Here is a 15,965-nt window from a genome sequence, read left to right as displayed (position 1 = left end):
GCGATTGTCTTCCCCGCCGCGCGGCCTATAAGGATGAGCAACACAGACAAAGGCGTCTTACATGTCCGACTCCAACGACAAAACCACACATTTTGGATTCGAAACCGTGCCCGAGGCGGAAAAAGCGGGCCGCGTGCAGGGCGTTTTCAACTCGGTCGCGTCAAAATATGACGTGATGAATGATGTCATGTCGATGGGCATCCACAGGGTCTGGAAAGACGCGATGATGGACTGGCTGGCCCCGCGCCCCGGTCAACGGCTGCTGGACGTGGCAGGTGGGACCGGAGACATCTCGTTTCGCTTTCTCAAACGCGCGGGCCACGGCCACGCCACCGTTCTGGACCTGACCGAGCCGATGCTGGTCGAAGGCCGCCAGCGCGCCGAGGCTGATCAGATGTCTGACAGCCTCAACTGGGTGGTGGGCGACGCGATGTCCCTGCCCTTCGAGGATAACACCTTTGACGTCTACACGATCTCGTTCGGCATCCGGAATGTGACCCGCCCGCAAGAGGCGTTGAACGAAGCCTATCGCGTGCTGAAGCCCGGCGGCCGCTTGATGGTGCTGGAATTCAGCCAACTGCCCAATGACGGGCTGCAAAAGCTCTATGATCTCTACAGTTTCAACGTCATCCCGCGCATGGGAAAGCTGATCGCAAATGATTACGACAGCTATCAGTATCTGGTGGAGTCAATCCGCAAATTCCCTGATCAGGAGACGTTCCTGAACATGGTTCGCATCGCCGGGTTCGAAAACGCCAAATACCGCAATCTCAGCATGGGTATCGCCGCGCTGCATTCCGGCTGGAAAATCTAAATGCGGGGTCCTCACAACATCATTCGCCTGATCCGCACAGGCGCCACGCTAGAGCGCACGGGCGCCATGAACGTGGTTCTGGACGCGTTCGAAGCCCCACGCGCGCTGCGCTTTGTGGCCCACGCTCTGGGCAAGCCGTTTCAATGGCTGGGATACAAGGGCGATCCGGACATGCCGCCCGCCACCCGCGCCCTGACGGCGCTGGGTCCGGCCTATATCAAATTCGGTCAGGTGCTTTCGACCCGTCCCGATGTTGTCGGGAACGAACTGGCGGAACAGCTGCGGGTGTTGCAGGACAAACTGCCGCCCTTCCCCAAGGCGGAGGCAATGGCCGAGGTCGAAAAGGAACTGGGCCAGCCCGTGTCTGAAATTTTCGACGAATTCAGCGACCCGATCGCCGCCGCCTCCATCGCGCAGGTCCACAAGGCGAAACTGTCCAGCACCGGCGAAGACGTCGCCGTCAAAGTCCTGCGCCCCGGCATCGAGCGTGCCTTCCGCAAGGATGTGGATGCGTTCTATTTCGCCGCCCGCATCGTACAGCTCTGCGCCCCCGGTGCCCGCCGCCTGCGCCCGATGGAGGTGGTCGAACATTTCGACGGCGTCGTGCGCGGTGAACTGGACCTGCGCCTTGAAAGTGCCGCAGCCTCGGAATACGCCGCCAACACCAAGGATGACGAAGGCTTCTGGTTGCCGCCGGTGGTGTGGTCCCTGTCCGCGCGCCGGGTGATGACACTCAGCTGGGCCGACGGCATTGCTCTGGGCGACAATGACGCGCTGGATGCAGCCAGCCACAACCGCCGCGATCTGGGCGAGCGTGTACTGCGCCTGTTCCTGCTGCACGCGCTGCGCGATGGCTTTTTTCACGCCGATATGCACCAGGGCAACCTCAAGGTCGCCGCCAATGGGGATATCATCGCCTATGATTACGGCATCATGGGCCACATCGACGAATACACCCGCCGGGTATACGCAGAGATCCTCTTTGGCTTCATTCGCCGCGACTATAAGCGCGTGGCCGAGGTGCATTTCGAGGCCGGCTATGTCCCCGCCAACCAGGACGTCGACGAATTCGCCCGCGCCCTGCGCGCTGTAGGAGAACCCATCTTCGGCATGGATGCCACCCATATCTCGATGGGCCGCCTGCTGAATTACCTGTTCGAAGTGACCGAACGCTTCGGTATGGAAACCCGGACCGAGCTGATCCTTCTGCAACGCACAATGGTTGTGGTTGAAGGCGTCGCGCGGTCACTGGACCCGCATATCAATATCTGGGAAGTCGCCCGCCCCGTGGTCGAGGATTACATCAAGAAATCCATTGGCCCGCGCGCGGCCCTGCGCGATTTCGGCAAAACCGCAATGGTCTTGGCTCGTTTCGGCCCCCGTCTACCCGCTCTGGTCGAAAACGCGCTGATCGCGCAAACCCAGAAAGACGAGCCTAAAGGTTCACGCCTGTGGTCTGTCGCACTGCCCGTAACCCTCGGCGCAGCCGCAGGCGCGGGTCTTGTCCTGATCCTAACGGCGCTCAGCTAGACCTGATCCGCCTCTTCATCTGGCTAAAAATATCTTCGGGGGGAATCGCGCCAAAGGCGCGATGGGGGGCAGACAGCCCCCCACCAACATCTCAACTCAGAGACGCTCAAAGGCAATGGCGATACCCTGACCACCGCCGATGCACATGGTGACCAAACCTTTGGATCCACCAATCCGCTCCAGCTCGTACAGAGCTTTCAGCGTGATGATCGCCCCGGTTGCCCCAACAGGGTGACCCAACGCAATCGCGCCACCATTCGGATTCACCTTGGCAGCGTCCAGACCCAGCTCTTTGTTCACGGCCAGCGCCTGCGAGGCAAAGGCTTCGTTGCTTTCGATCACATCGAAATCTTCGACCGACAGACCAGTGCGGGCCAACAGGTTTTGCACCGCTGGCACCGGACCAATGCCCATCACCTCGGGGCGCACTCCGGCGTGGCCGTACCCCAGAATACGCGCCCTGGGCTTCAAACCCGCCTTTTCAGCCGCGTCAGCCGTGGCCAGAACCATCGCCGCCGCCCCGTCATTGATGCCCGAGGCATTGCCCGCCGTCACCCGACCGTCCTTTTTGAACGCAGGGCGCAGACCCGCCAGCGCCTCGATCGAGGTGACCTTGGGATGCTCATCGACCATGAAATCGACCAAGTCGCTCTTGACCTTGACCTGAACCGGCGTGATCTGGCTTTGGAAATATCCGGCCTCAATCGCCGCAGCAGCACGAGTCTGGCTGGTCATTGCGAACTCATCCATCTGCTCGCGCGTGACCTGATGCTCATCCGCGACATTCTCAGCCGTGACACCCATATGGCCAGTGCCAAACGGGCAGTTCAGCGCACCCAGCATCATGTCTAGCGATTTGATATCGCCCATCTTTGCACCCCAGCGCGCCTGCTGCAGGATATAGGGGCTGCGCGACATGCTTTCAGCACCACCGGCCACGGCAAATTCGGCATCGCCCAGCATCAGCGACTGCACCGCCGACACAATCGCCTGCGCTCCCGAACCACACAGACGGTTCACGTTCATCGCGGGGGTTTCAACTGGGATACCCGCCTGTTTCGCCGCCGCACGCGACAGGTACATGTCGCGCGGCTCGGTGTTGATCACATGGCCGAACACGACGTTGCCGATCTGAGCCCCCTCAACACCCGACTTCTCCATCGCGGCTTCGGTCACAACGGTCGCCAGGTCAATCGGCGCGGTCGAGGCCAGCGCCCCGCCAAATGTCCCAACAGCCGTGCGGGCCCCATCCAGAATGACGATATCTTTCATGTCTCTTCTCCCAATTGGATTTGGCGGCACTATGCATCTGTGCCGTCAGGCTGTCCCATGGGACGTCCCGTCACAAGCAGAATTGACAACCCATCGCGAAAAGCGCATCAGATTCCGCCATGACGGAAAACACAGACGATATCCTGACACGCCTGCCCGCCCGCCTGAAAGAGGCCCGCCGCGCCAAGGGCCTGTCTCTGGAAGCCGTGGCCAATCTGAGCGGCGTGTCCCGATCCATGGTCAGCCAGATCGAACGCGGCGAAAGCAGCCCCACCATCTCGACGCTGTGGAACCTGACCCGCGCGCTGCAGGTGGATTTCGCGGGGTTGCTGGATGCCGGGCAAACCTCGGACCATATCGAAGTTCTGCGCAAGGCCGAGGTGCCCAGCATCGACAATATGGGCCAAAACTGCCGTATCCGTATTCTATCTCCGCCCGAAGAGGCTGGCGGGCATGAAGTTTATGACATCGCTTTTGACACTGACGGTGCTTTGAACAGCCAACCTCATGCACGGGGCGCGCAGGAACAGCTGACCGTTCTGGATGGTGCAGTGCGCATAACCTCGGGCACCGCTACCCGTGACCTGCAGCAAGGAGATACCGCCCGCTACGCGGCGGATGTCACGCATTCGATTGCTGCCGACGGTCCCGCCCGCGTCTTTTTGATTGTCAAAAACGCCTAATCTCAGAAAAATCCGACTTCACGGATTTTTTTCTCAAATATTGTAATTCTCCCATTTGGGAATCTTTTCCGTTATGTTAGACGTGCGACTCACAGTAACGGAGACCGCCATGGCAGATGCATTCCTGACTCACATCTCGGATACCCTTGCACAGATCGAATCCGAGGGTCTGTATAAACGCGAACGCATGATCACCTCGCCTCAGGGCGGTGAAATTACGGTGGGCGACCGGCAGGTCATCAACCTGTGCGCCAACAACTATCTGGGTCTGGCCGATCATCCGGCCCTGATCGACGCGGCCATCGGCGCGATGGAGCCCAAAGGGTTCGGCATGGCCTCGGTCCGGTTCATCTGCGGCACGCAGGATATTCATCGCGAGTTGGAGCAGAAGCTGGCGCAATTCCTCAACAAGGATGACGCGATCCTGTTTGCCGCCTGTTTTGACGCCAATGGCGGGCTGTTCGAGCCGCTGCTGGGCCCCGAGGACGCTATTATCTCGGACAGCTTGAACCATGCCTCGATCATCGATGGCGTGCGGCTGTGCAAAGCGAAACGCTACCGCTATGCCAATAATGACATGAAAGAGCTGGAAGAGACGCTGAAACACGCCCGCAACGAGGGCGCGCGCCATGTCATGATCGCGACAGACGGCGTGTTCTCCATGGACGGCTATCTGGCGAACCTGCCCGAAATCACACGGCTGGCCAAGGAATACGACGCCATTGTCATGGTGGATGACTGCCACTCGACCGGCTTCATGGGGCCAAACGGGGCGGGTACGCCGGATCATTTCGGTGTCGAGGTGGATATTCTGACGGGAACCTTGGGCAAGGCACTTGGGGGGGCAATCGGCGGTTATATCGCAGGGCCGCAGCCAGTGATCGACCTGCTGCGGCAGCGGGCGCGGCCCTATCTGTTCTCGAACTCGCTGCCGCCGTCGATTGTCGCAGCCGGGCTTGAGGCAATTCGCCTTGTCGAAGAAGGTGCGGACCTGCGTACTCGGCTGTTTGAAAACGCAAATTACTGGCGGGAAGGTCTGGAAAAACTGGGCTTTGACCTGCTGCCCGGCGAACACCCGATCATCCCGGTGATGCTGGGTGAGGCGACGCTAGCGCAGGAGATGGCCAACAGGCTGTTTGACGAGGGTGTCTATGTCTCGGGCTTTTTCTTCCCGGTTGTCCCTCGCGGGCAGGCGCGGATCAGAACCCAGATGAATGCAGCGTTGACCCGCGACGAGTTGGACCGCGCCTTGGCCGCGTTTGGCAAGGTCGGCAAGGAATTGGGAGTGATTTCGTGATCCTGCCCTCAGTAATCGACGCGATTGGGAATACCCCGCTTGTAGACCTGTCGCGGGTTTGTCAGCACCTAGGTCTAGATGGCCGCATTCTGGCCAAGCTGGATTACCTGTTGCCGGGGCTCTCGAAAAAGGACCGCGCCGCAAGGTCAATCATCGAACTGGCCCGCGCAGATGGCACCCTATCAACGGGGCAGACGGTCGTTGAGCTGACCTCGGGCAACATGGGCACCGGGTTGGCGATTGTCTGCGGTATTCTGGGGCATCCTTTTGTTGCGGTGATGAGCGCGGGAAACTCGGTCGAGCGGGCGCGGATGATGCGCGCCCTTGGGGCAGAAGTTGTGATCGTGCCGCAAGCCGAGGGCAGCAAATCCGGCGAGGTTTCGGGCGCGGATCTGGCGTTGGTGGACGAGGCCGCGCAACGCATCACGGCCGAGCGTAACGCCTTCCGGGCCGATCAATTCGGCCATTCCGGCAATCCCAAATCCCACGCAACCGGCACTGGACCCGAATTCTGGGAGCAATCCGGCGGCACCGTCACGGCCTTTTGCGATTTTGCGGGCTCTGGCGGTACTCTGGCCGGGGCCGCCGCCTATCTGACGCCGCATGGCGTACGCTGCTATGCCGTGGAACCCGAAGGCGCACGGGCCATCGCTGGCGAAGCCATCACCAACCCCGATCACCCAATTCAGGGTGGCGGATACGCAATGGGTGATCTGGTTCATCTGAACGGCACCTCTTTGGCGGGGCATCTGTCCGTGTCAGGCGACGCGGCGCGGGATGGGGCGCGGTTACTGGCCCGAACCGAAGGCATTTTCGCGGGCTACTCGGCAGGTGCGAACCTCGCCGGCGCGATCCAGCTGCTGCGCGGCCCGGAAAAGGGCGGCTGCGTTGCGATTGTGATGTGTGACAGCGGGTTGAAATACCTGTCGACCGATTTGTGGGAGTAATCCGATGCGACCCAACACCATGAAAGCGCTTGAGAAATCCAAACCCGAAGAGGGGCTGTGGATGGTACAGGCCCCGGTACCCGAGATCGGCCCGGATGAAGTTCTGATCCGCATCAACAAGACTGGCATCTGCGGCACCGACATTCATATCTGGAACTGGGATGAATGGGCCTCGGCCACGGTGCCGGTTCCTATGATCACTGGCCATGAATTCGCCGGTGAGATCGTGGAATTGGGGCGCAACGTGACCGGTCTGGCAGTCGGTCAAAGATGCTCGGGCGAGGGGCATCTGATCACCAACGACAGTCGCCAAAGCCGCGCGGGCAAGTTCCATCTGGACCCCGGCACGCGCGGAATTGGCGTGAACGAACAGGGTGCCTTTGCCCAATACCTGAAGCTGCCCGCCTTTAACGTGGTGCCGCTGCCCGACGATATCCCGGATGAGATCGGGGCCATCCTCGATCCGTTGGGCAATGCCGTTCACACCGCGCTCAGCTTTGATTTGCTGGGCGAGGATGTTCTGATCACCGGCGCTGGTCCCATCGGCATAATGGCCGCAGCCGTGGCCCGCCATGCCGGCGCGCGCCATGTGGTGATCACCGATATCAATCCCGACCGCCTGAAACTGGCCGAACATGTGGTGCCAACCGTGCGAGCTGTCGATGTCTCGAAGGAAGACCTGCAAGATGTCATCACGGATCTTGGTATGACGCAGGGGTTCGATGTGGGGTTGGAAATGTCCGGCTCGCAAGCCGCGCTGGACCAGATGGTCGAGGCGCTGGTGATGGGCGGCAAGATCGCTCTGCTGGGGATTCCGCCAGGCAAATCCCCCGTGGACTGGTCGCGCATTGTATTCAAGGCGATCACCATCAAGGGCGTCTATGGCCGCGAGATGTTCGAGACCTGGTACAAGATGATCGCCATGCTGCAGAACGGTCTGGATGTCAGCCGGGTGATTACGCACCAAATGAAAGTCGACGACTTTGCCGACGGCTTCGCCGCGATGAAATCCGGCCAATCGGGCAAGGTGGTGCTAGACTGGACCTGACGCGCTGGATAGTTGCAAAATGACGGCTTAGACAGGTGCGAAATACCGCATCAAGGGGGCGTCATGAGCGACAAGACTGACAGATATCTGGAACGTGGAATCGAAGCATCCCTTGTGACCGATTTCACCCAGACGCACCGCAAGAGCTATGGTGACTTCCTTCAGCTCAAGACGCTGTTGAACCTGCAGAAAACCTTTCAAGACCCGGCCCAACCCGATGAGATGCTTTTCATCATCATCCATCAGGTCAGCGAGTTGTGGCTGAAGCTGATGCACCACCAACTGGTCGAGGTGCGCCACTTTCTGCAACAGGACGACTTCGGCCCGGCAATGAAAAACCTTGACCGGGTGAAGGCAATCCAGCGGCAGTTGATCGCCGCGTGGGAAACCCTGCTGACCATGACCCCGGCCGATTACATGACCTTCCGGCAGGCCCTTGGCAGCTCATCGGGGTTCCAAAGCTATGGCTACCGCCAGATCGAGTTCATTCTGGGCAACAAGGACGCCGCGACCCTGAAAGTGCACGCACATGACCCCGAAGTGATGCAGATGCTGACCGCCGCGCTGACCAAACCTTCGCTCTATGACGAAGTGCTGCAGATGATGGCGCGGCAAGGATTTGATGTTCCCGATGACCTGCTGAACCGCGACTATGCGCAGCCCTATTCAGGTGATCCGCGTGTTGTGAAACTGTGGGTGCAAGTGTTCCGCAACACGGATAAGCACTGGGATCTGTATGCGCTGGCCGAAAAACTGATGGATGTGGAATCGCTGTTCCAGCGCTGGCGCTTTGACCATGTCACCGCGGTCGAGCGTGTAATTGGAAACCAACCCGGCACTGGCGGGTCCAGCGGCGTGTCCTTCCTGCGCAAAGCCTTGGATTTGCGGTTCTTTCATGATCTCTACGATGTGCGCACCGAATTGATGTATGCGGATCAGGAGTAGCCCATGCTGTACCGAGGTTTCACCCAGGCCGAACTGGATCAGGAATACTCTCCCCGGTCGATGATCGGCGGCGACTTGACACCCTATCTGAACAGTTACGCCGCGCTCAGTGCGCAGTACCGGGCGCAGATGGATGTGATCGGCAACGTTTCATACGGGGACAGTACCGCACAGGTTCTGGATTTCTTCCCCGCGAAAGGCGCAGGTGCGCCACTGCATGTGTTCATCCACGGAGGATATTGGCAAGCCCTAAGTCAGCGCGAATCGGCAATGATGGCCCCTGCGTTGGTTGAAGCCGAGTACTCCTTTGCGACTCTCAATTACACACTGGCCCCAGATGCGCGGATCGGTGACATGATCGACGAGTGCCGAAACGCCCTGCTTTGGTTAGCCGCCAACGCGCCTGACTTGGGGTTTGATCCGTCACGAGTCACCCTGTCCGGCCACAGTGCAGGGGCGCAACTGGCGAGTATGGTCATGGCGACCTCAGCCGATGCGCTGGCCCGCGCGGGGCTGCGGGTGCGCGACGTGATCCTGATCAGCGGCGTCTATGATCTGGAACCGATCAGTCTAACGCCTGTGAACGAACCCTTACAACTGACACCAGTTGAGGTGCACGACCTGTCGCCCATCCGGCACCTTCCGGCCCCCGGCCCCCGCTATCGCGTGACCGTGGGTGAGCGCGACACACCCGAATTCATCCGTCAAAGCCGAGACTATGCCGAGTTGCTTCGAAAGGCCGGGCATTCGGTCAGCTTCGATCTGCAAAATGGGGTGCAGCATTTTGACATCATCATGCATCCGGCAACGTTCTTGGCAGCACCGCGTTAGGGATACGGTCGGGGTTTCGGACAAATTGGGTAACTATCTGCCTTGCCCTGTCGTGCTGATTACGGCCGTTTTCCCTATTGCGACGCTGTCGGGTCTTTCATACCGATCGTTGTATTCAACGACGACCGCGCCCAAGGGGTCTGGATGCCATCCGTTTCACTGATCACATCCGTGCGCACCTGTTCGAACATCTGTTCCAAAGGCCGGCCCGAGGTTCTGATGGCACGCGCAATCGCGGCGGTGTAAGGGCTGTTTGTTCCGGTCCCGTCCAAGGCAACTTCGCCGGGCCCTGTCGCATACGCGATCAGATTGTTGGTGCGCGCAGTCATACGTGCAAGACCATCCCCCACATCCAGATTCACGTCCGATTGGCCACCAAACGGATTGTCGCGACAGGCATCCAAAATCATAACGCTAACCGCCTGTGGTGTATGAATGCGGTCCAGAACCCATTCTGCCGGAACAGCTTGGCCTGCAATGTCGGCCTCGGACTGAATGTTTACATCAAGGGGAAGAAGGTAGTTAAAACCATCACTGCGTACGCCGTGCCCCGCGAAGTAGAACACAGCCAGCGCCTCGGACCCCGCCGCACGTACCTTGCTGGCAAACGTATCAACTTCACCCGTCATCTCATCAAGGCTCACATCTGTCAGCGTCGTGACCTCAAATCCTGCGCCCCGTAACTCATCGCTCATCAGGCGCGCATCGTTCACGGGATTATCAAGCGCCGGGACACTTGTGTAACCGGCATTGCCGATCACCAAAGCAAACCGTTCGTGCGCAGCAGACGGCCCAACGGACAGCGCGATGAAGAAGAGGAATACCGCAAGAAAACGCATCAATTGAATCTCCGAGTTATATCAAACCAAAGACGTCAACCGATCTCTTCCTAGCCGATAGCAGTTGTACGTTCTCTCGGTCTTTATGCGTAACAAATCAGACCCAAGCATCCAGTGTCTATATGTTTAGGACAACTATGCCTCGCCCTGTCGAATTCAGGTGAGTGTTGATTGGAACGAGTGCAAGGATGCTTTGCTTGAGTGCACTAAATGTACCCAGAAAGCCCCGAATTTCTTCGCTGTAACCCCCCAAAAGAAAAACAGCGGCCCCAAAGGACCGCTGTTTTCTGATTTCTTTACCGTAGCGGATCAATCTAGCGTCCGCGTGACCTCTTCGCGCTCGAAGATTTCGATCACGTCGCCCGCGCGGATATCGTCGTAGTTTTCGAACGCCATACCGCATTCCTGACCCGACTGAACCTCGGCCACTTCGTCTTTGAAGCGCTTGAGCGTCTTCAGCGTGCCTTCGTGAATCACCACGTTGTCGCGCAGCAGGCGGACGCCCGCGGAACGACGGGCCACACCCTCGGTGACCAGACAGCCAGCAACCTTGCCGACGCCGGTGACCTTGAAGACTTCGCGGATCTCGGCGTAACCGATGAACTTTTCGCGGATCTCGGCGCTCAGCAGGCCCGAGGCTGCCGCTTTCACGTCATCCACGAGGTCATAGATTACCGAGTAATAGCGGATTTCCACACCCTTCTGGTTCGCAGTGTTCCGCGCCGAGGCGTTCGCACGGACGTTGAAGCCGAGGATAGGTGCACCGGATGCTTCGGCAAGGCCGACATCAGTCTCGGTAATCGCACCAACGCCAGAGTGCAGCACGCGCACGCGTACCTCATCGTTGCCGATTTTCTCCATCGCCTGAACGATGGCCTCAGCCGAGCCCTGAACGTCTGCTTTCATCAGAATTGGCAGTTCGTTGACGTTCTCGTCTTCCTTGGCCTTCTGCATCAGCTGCTCAAGGGTCGTTGCAGCGCCAGCGGCAGCACGTTTGTCCTTGGCGGCCTGTTCGCGGTATTCGGCGATCTCACGGGCTTGTGCTTCGGTCTCGGTCACGTTCAGAACGTCGCCCGCTTCGGGTGTGCCGTTCAGACCCAGAACCTCGACCGGAACCGAGGGGCCAGCTTCCTTCACGCGGTCGCCCTTGTCGTTAATCAGCGCACGGACCTTACCGTATTGCTCACCCACAACGAAGATATCGCCCTGACGCAGCGTGCCGGTCTGAACCAGAACGGTGGCGACGGGGCCACGGCCCACGTCCAGCTGCGCCTCGATCACGGCACCTTGGGCGGCGCGGTCGGGGTTTGCTTTCAGTTCCAGAATCTCGGATTGCAGCGCGATGGCCTCCAGCAGCTCATCCAGACCCTGACCGGTGATAGCAGAGACTTCAACGTCCTGAACCTCACCCGACATTTTCTCGACGATCACTTCATGCTGCAGCAGATCGGTACGCACCTTGTCCGGATTGGCATCCGGCTTGTCGACCTTGTTGATCGCCACGATCATCGGCACGCCGGCCGCTTTGGCGTGGTTGATCGCCTCGATCGTCTGGGGCATCACGGCGTCATCCGCCGCAACCACCAGAACCACGATATCCGTGACCTGAGCACCGCGCGAGCGCATAGACGTAAACGCCGCGTGGCCCGGAGTGTCCAGGAAGGTCAGCGTGGTGCCGCCTTCGGTTTTCACCTGATAGGCGCCGATATGCTGGGTGATACCACCGGCCTCACCGGCCACAACGCGCGCGTCGCGGATTGCATCCAGCAGTGAGGTCTTACCATGGTCAACGTGACCCATGATGGTGATGACCGGCGGACGCGGCTGCAGATCGTCTTCGCTGTCTTCGACCTCTTTGATGACGTCTTCAACGTCCGAGTCCGAAACACGAGTGACCTTGTGGCCAAACTCTTCGATGATCAGTTCCGCAGTATCAGCGTCGATGGTCTGGTTCTGCGTGACCATCATACCCATCTGCATCAGCGATTTGACAACGTCAGCCACACGCTCGGCCATACGGTTGGCCAGTTCCGAGACCATGATCGCCTCGGGCAACTGAACGTCGCGGATCACCTTTTCGCGTTCAACCGAACCACCCATGGCTTTCTGACGCGCGCGCTCTTGCTTGCGCTTCATCGCAGCCATCGAGCGTTGGCGGTTGCCCTCGCCACCAGTGGCCTGACCCAGTGTCAGCTTGCCCGAACGGCGGTTGTCGTCGCGGCCTTTGCCGCGACCACGCTGATCACGCTCGCGGTCCTGCTTGCGCGGAGCAGCCGCAGGCGCAGGCTTGCTGGCCGGGCTGCGGGCCGCTTTAGGCTCTTCCGGGGCCGGGGCGGCAGCCGCGCGTTTGGCAGCTTCTTCTGCCTCTTTGCGCTTGCGCTCTTCCTCTTCGGCCTTGGCGCGGGCTTTCTCTTCGGCCTCGCGCTGTTCGCGTTCCTTGGCTTCCTGCTCGGCACGGCGACGGGCGCGTTCTTCTTCACGCGCTCTTTCAGCAGCCTCGCGGGCGGCGGCCTCTTCGGCCTCGCGCGCCTTGGCGGCCTGCAGCGCCTTCATCCGGCGTGCCATTTCGGCGTCGGAGATCCCGGCAGGACGGCGCGACGGATCGCCCGAGGGCGTTGCTCCGCCACCCGGCTTTCCGGCACCCGGCTTGGGGACCACCACGCGTTTGCGTTTGGTTTCCACCACGACATTCTTGGTGCGTCCGTGGCTGAAACTCTGTTTCACATTTCCGGGGCGTGCCCCGCCACGAAGACCCAATGTCTTTTTGCCGTCACTATCGCTCATAAAGCTTCTTACCCTTCCGTGCGGCCCTTGCCGCCGTCATCCGTTTCGCGCAAGCCACGCAGGCGCTGCGCTTCCTCTACAACACGTTTGGCGAGTCCGCCAGAGGCCAGCGCCGCATGAATCACGGTTTGGCGCCCAAATGCCGCCCCCAACTCGTCCGCTGTCAGCCATCCGATGTATTTTCCGAAGTGCGGCGTGCTGAGTTTCGACTTGCCGCGCCCCGATCCATCGCTGGCCTGAATCAGTACCTGAGCCTCTTCCCGGTCCAGCCACGTCTTGACCTTTTCATACCCAGCGACCGCGTCACCGGACTTGCGCGCCAGGCTAATCAACTCGATCACCCGCCGCGCGACTTGCTTTTCAACCTCATCCGCCAGGTCCGTTTGCGCAGTCGCCTGCGTCTTGAACCCGCGCGAGAACAGCTTTTTGCCAACGGCCTTGTCCAGCGCGGCGCGATCCGCCGCCACATAGACCCCGCGCCCCGGCAATTTCGCCGCAACATCGGGAAAGACCTGACCGTCCGGACCCATTACAAAGCGGATCAGCCCATATTTGGGCTGAGCCTCGCCCGTGGCGATGCACTTGCGTTCGGGTCCGTCCGACCGATCCTTATGGACGCCACCGCGACCCATGTCAGCAACCCCGAGGCCCTGAGATCAGGCCTCGGCCTCCTCTTCGACTTCGGCTTCTTCGTCCGCCTGCTCCAGCTCGGCCGGATCAACCCAGCCCAGCATGATGCGTGCCGTCATGACCAGATCCTGTGCCTCTTCCAGCGTCACGCCGAAAGGCTCAAGTACACCATCATCCTTGATGCGCTCGCCGTCGACTGTGGTCCAGCCACCGGCCAGTTCCCAGTCGGCGCAGGTGGCGAAGTCTTCCAAAGTCTTCACATCATCCTTGGCCAGCGCTTCTACCATCTGGGGTGTGAGGCCTTCGAATTCAATAAGGCTGTCCTCAGCGCCAAGCGCGCGGGCGGCATCCAGGGCCGCCTTGGCCTGTGCTTCCAGGAATTCACGCGCGCGGGTCTGCAATTCCTGCGCGGTGCCTTCATCGACGCCGTCGATCACCAGCAGCTCGTCGATCTCGACATAGGCGACCTCTTCAAGGTTCGTAAAGCCTTCGGAAACCAGCAATTGCGCGAAGAATTCATCCAGATCCAGCGTCTCCATGAACAGCTGGGTGCGGGCTTCGAATTCCTTCTGGCGACGTGCCGATTCTTCGGCCTCGGTCATGATGTCGATGTCCAGATTGGTCAGCTGGCTGGCCAGACGCACGTTCTGTCCGCGGCGGCCGATTGCCAGCGAGAGCTGCTCCTCAGGCACCACAACTTCGATTTTACCGGCTTCTTCGTCCAGAACCACCTTAGAAACTTCGGCAGGCTGAAGCGCGTTCACAAGGAAGGTCGGCTGATCTTCGTTCCACGGGATGATGTCGATCTTTTCACCCTGCAGTTCGTTCACAACCGCCTGCACACGGCTGCCGCGCATACCAACACAGGCACCGACAGGGTCGATCGAGCCGTCATACGAGATCACGGCAATCTTGGCGCGCGAACCGGGGTCGCGGGCCACAGCCTTAACCTCAATGATGCCGTCATAGATTTCCGGCACTTCCATCTTGAACAGCTCGGCCATGAATTCCGGCGCGGTGCGCGACAGGAAGATCTGGTGACCACGAACCTCGCGGCGAACCTCTTTGATGTAGGCGCGCACGCGGTCGTTGGGGCGATAGCTTTCGCGGCCGATCTTGTCGTTGCGACGCAGAACGGCCTCGGCCCCGCCAAGATCGACGATGACATTGCCAAATTCTTCGCGCTTGACCGCACCGTTGATGATGGTGCCTGCGCGATCCTTGAATTCTTCGTACTGACGATCACGTTCCGCTTCGCGGACCTTCTGCAGAATCACCTGTTTGGCGGATTGAGCTGCGATACGGCCCATTTCAACCGGGGGAACTTCTTCGACGAAGACGTCACCGACCTCGGGGTTTTCCATATATTGCTTGGCTTGTTCGACAGTGAACTCGGCCTGATAGTTTTCCAGCTCTTCATCCTCAACAACGGTGCGGACGCGGGTAAAGGTCGCCTTACCTGTCTTGCGGTCGATGCTGACACGGATGTCCATCTCGGCGCCGTAGCGGCTCTTGGCGGCGCGGGCGAGCGATTCTTCCATCGCTTCGACAACCAGACCGGGGTCGATCATCTTTTCGCGGGCCACGGCCTCGGCGGTCTGCAGCAGCTCCAGCTGGTTGGCTGAGGTGATTGCCATCAGTTCGTCTCCTCTTCGGACCCTTCGGTCTCAATCTCGTCGAAAGCGTTTTCGCTCAGGGCACCGGCGTCTTTGCGCTGGCGCAGCATTTCCTTGATCAGGTCATCGGTCAAAACCAGCTTGGCGTCGCTCAACCAGTCGAATTGCAGACCGATTGTGATCGTCTCAGACCCTTCGGGGATGTTGATCAGAACCTCATCCCCTTCGATCCCGGCCAATTCGCCCTTAAAGCGGCGACGGCCGTCGATCAGCTCGGCGGTTTCGATCTTGGCCTCATAGCCTTCGAACATCTCAAAATCCTTGAGACGGGTCAGAGGCCGGTCGATACCGGGGCTCGACACCTCAAGCGTATAGGCGTCCAGAATCGGGTCCTCGACATCCAGCGAAGCGCTGACGGCGTTGGAAATCTCGGCGCAGTCATCCACTTCGATGCCGCCATCGGGCTTATCGGCCATGATCTGCAGCGTGGTGGTCTTGCCGCTCATCAGGCGGATACGGACAAGCTCATACCCCAGATCCTCGATCACGGGGGTGATGATCTCGGCCAGTCGCCGGTCGATGGCTGCTTTGGCTATCAGGTCGTTTGTCATTCAGGTCTCTACCCTTCAATCGGGCACAAAAAAACGGGCGCGCGGCCCGTCGTATTTTCCGGTGGAGCCTTGGACCAGAAGTCCAACGCGCCGCTGTTGCAACTGCATATACGCAGGA

At 59.8% G+C, this 15,965-nt stretch carries 14 protein-coding genes; 8 read left to right on the top strand and 6 right to left on the bottom strand.

What is annotated here, in order from left to right; genetic code table 11:
- Nucleotides 1–61 precede the first annotated feature (61 nt).
- Nucleotides 62–814, top strand: a complete 753-nt coding sequence (ubiE, locus tag GOW48_RS17085) for a bifunctional demethylmenaquinone methyltransferase/2-methoxy-6-polyprenyl-1,4-benzoquinol methylase UbiE (RefSeq protein WP_170353748.1) — start codon at nucleotides 62–64, stop codon at nucleotides 812–814.
- Nucleotides 815–2,344: a 2-polyprenylphenol 6-hydroxylase gene (gene ubiB / locus GOW48_RS17080; RefSeq protein WP_170755395.1), complete on the top strand. Its 1,530-nt coding sequence runs from the start codon at nucleotides 815–817 to the stop codon at nucleotides 2,342–2,344. It begins immediately after the preceding gene.
- 96 nt (nucleotides 2,345–2,440) lie between these two features.
- Here ubiB and GOW48_RS17075 read toward each other — a convergent pair whose 3' ends face one another.
- Nucleotides 2,441–3,616 carry an acetyl-CoA C-acyltransferase family protein gene (locus GOW48_RS17075; protein WP_170755394.1) on the bottom strand — a complete coding sequence of 392 codons (1,176 nt, stop codon included), beginning with the start codon at nucleotides 3,614–3,616 and terminating at the stop codon, nucleotides 2,441–2,443.
- 119 nt (nucleotides 3,617–3,735) lie between these two features.
- On the opposite strand from GOW48_RS17075, the gene GOW48_RS17070 reads away from it, so the two are divergent.
- From GOW48_RS17070 to GOW48_RS17045, 6 genes are all read left to right on the top strand, one after another.
- Entirely contained in the window at nucleotides 3,736–4,299 is a 564-nt protein-coding gene (locus GOW48_RS17070; protein WP_170755393.1) for a helix-turn-helix domain-containing protein, read from the top strand.
- A 109-nt stretch (nucleotides 4,300–4,408) separates the two neighbouring features.
- Complete coding sequence (locus GOW48_RS17065) at nucleotides 4,409–5,596, top strand: glycine C-acetyltransferase (protein WP_170755392.1); 1,188 nt, start codon at nucleotides 4,409–4,411, stop codon at nucleotides 5,594–5,596.
- A complete protein-coding gene (locus GOW48_RS17060; protein ID WP_170755391.1) occupies nucleotides 5,593–6,543 on the top strand; it encodes a PLP-dependent cysteine synthase family protein in 951 nt (316 codons plus the stop codon). Before GOW48_RS17065 ends, GOW48_RS17060 begins: the two co-directional genes overlap by 4 nt.
- 19 nt (nucleotides 6,544–6,562) lie before the next feature.
- Entirely contained in the window at nucleotides 6,563–7,591 is a 1,029-nt protein-coding gene (gene tdh, locus GOW48_RS17055) for an L-threonine 3-dehydrogenase (RefSeq protein ID WP_170755430.1), read from the top strand.
- A 63-nt stretch (nucleotides 7,592–7,654) separates the two neighbouring features.
- Complete coding sequence (locus GOW48_RS17050) at nucleotides 7,655–8,536, top strand: tryptophan 2,3-dioxygenase (protein ID WP_170353754.1); 882 nt, start codon at nucleotides 7,655–7,657, stop codon at nucleotides 8,534–8,536.
- A gap of 3 nt (nucleotides 8,537–8,539) precedes the next feature.
- Nucleotides 8,540–9,367 carry an alpha/beta hydrolase gene (locus GOW48_RS17045; RefSeq protein ID WP_170755390.1) on the top strand — a complete coding sequence of 276 codons (828 nt, stop codon included), beginning with the start codon at nucleotides 8,540–8,542 and terminating at the stop codon, nucleotides 9,365–9,367.
- A 74-nt stretch (nucleotides 9,368–9,441) separates the two neighbouring features.
- Here the strand turns inward: GOW48_RS17045 and GOW48_RS17040 are convergent, their stop codons facing one another.
- The 5 genes from GOW48_RS17040 to rimP form a co-directional block, all read right to left on the bottom strand.
- On the bottom strand, nucleotides 9,442–10,206 hold the full coding sequence (locus GOW48_RS17040; RefSeq protein WP_170755389.1) for a caspase family protein: 765 nt from the start codon (nucleotides 10,204–10,206) through the stop codon (nucleotides 9,442–9,444).
- A 309-nt stretch (nucleotides 10,207–10,515) separates the two neighbouring features.
- Nucleotides 10,516–12,990 carry a translation initiation factor IF-2 gene (gene infB, locus GOW48_RS17035; RefSeq protein ID WP_170353757.1) on the bottom strand — a complete coding sequence of 825 codons (2,475 nt, stop codon included), beginning with the start codon at nucleotides 12,988–12,990 and terminating at the stop codon, nucleotides 10,516–10,518.
- Between the two features lie 8 nt (nucleotides 12,991–12,998).
- Nucleotides 12,999–13,622 carry an RNA-binding protein gene (locus tag GOW48_RS17030; protein WP_170755388.1) on the bottom strand — a complete coding sequence of 208 codons (624 nt, stop codon included), beginning with the start codon at nucleotides 13,620–13,622 and terminating at the stop codon, nucleotides 12,999–13,001.
- 24 nt (nucleotides 13,623–13,646) lie between these two features.
- A complete protein-coding gene (gene nusA / locus GOW48_RS17025; RefSeq protein ID WP_170755387.1) occupies nucleotides 13,647–15,257 on the bottom strand; it encodes a transcription termination factor NusA in 1,611 nt (536 codons plus the stop codon).
- Nucleotides 15,257–15,847 carry a ribosome maturation factor RimP gene (gene rimP, locus GOW48_RS17020; protein ID WP_170755386.1) on the bottom strand — a complete coding sequence of 197 codons (591 nt, stop codon included), beginning with the start codon at nucleotides 15,845–15,847 and terminating at the stop codon, nucleotides 15,257–15,259. The genes nusA and rimP overlap by 1 nt, the downstream gene beginning before the upstream one ends.
- Nucleotides 15,848–15,965 lie beyond the last annotated feature (118 nt).

This window comes from Ruegeria lacuscaerulensis (assembly GCF_013033355.1).
GTDB classification, from domain to species: Bacteria; Pseudomonadota; Alphaproteobacteria; order Rhodobacterales; family Rhodobacteraceae; genus Ruegeria; species Ruegeria lacuscaerulensis_A.
Note: the sequence above shows the minus strand (reverse complement) of the source record. Positions and strands in the feature narration are given on the sequence as shown.

Coding starts and splice junctions, on each gene's coding strand:
- ubiE (WP_170353748.1), top strand. CDS start 62: ATGTCCGACTCCAACGACAAAACCACACATTTTGGATTCGAAACCGTG.
- ubiB (WP_170755395.1), top strand. CDS start 815: ATGCGGGGTCCTCACAACATCATTCGCCTGATCCGCACAGGCGCCACG.
- GOW48_RS17075 (WP_170755394.1), bottom strand. CDS start 3,616: ATGAAAGATATCGTCATTCTGGATGGGGCCCGCACGGCTGTTGGGACA.
- GOW48_RS17070 (WP_170755393.1), top strand. CDS start 3,736: ATGACGGAAAACACAGACGATATCCTGACACGCCTGCCCGCCCGCCTG.
- GOW48_RS17065 (WP_170755392.1), top strand. CDS start 4,409: ATGGCAGATGCATTCCTGACTCACATCTCGGATACCCTTGCACAGATC.
- tdh (WP_170755430.1), top strand. CDS start 6,563: ATGAAAGCGCTTGAGAAATCCAAACCCGAAGAGGGGCTGTGGATGGTA.
- GOW48_RS17050 (WP_170353754.1), top strand. CDS start 7,655: ATGAGCGACAAGACTGACAGATATCTGGAACGTGGAATCGAAGCATCC.
- GOW48_RS17045 (WP_170755390.1), top strand. CDS start 8,540: ATGCTGTACCGAGGTTTCACCCAGGCCGAACTGGATCAGGAATACTCT.
- GOW48_RS17040 (WP_170755389.1), bottom strand. CDS start 10,206: ATGCGTTTTCTTGCGGTATTCCTCTTCTTCATCGCGCTGTCCGTTGGG.
- infB (WP_170353757.1), bottom strand. CDS start 12,990: ATGAGCGATAGTGACGGCAAAAAGACATTGGGTCTTCGTGGCGGGGCA.
- GOW48_RS17030 (WP_170755388.1), bottom strand. CDS start 13,622: ATGGGTCGCGGTGGCGTCCATAAGGATCGGTCGGACGGACCCGAACGC.
- nusA (WP_170755387.1), bottom strand. CDS start 15,257: ATGGCAATCACCTCAGCCAACCAGCTGGAGCTGCTGCAGACCGCCGAG.
- rimP (WP_170755386.1), bottom strand. CDS start 15,847: ATGACAAACGACCTGATAGCCAAAGCAGCCATCGACCGGCGACTGGCC.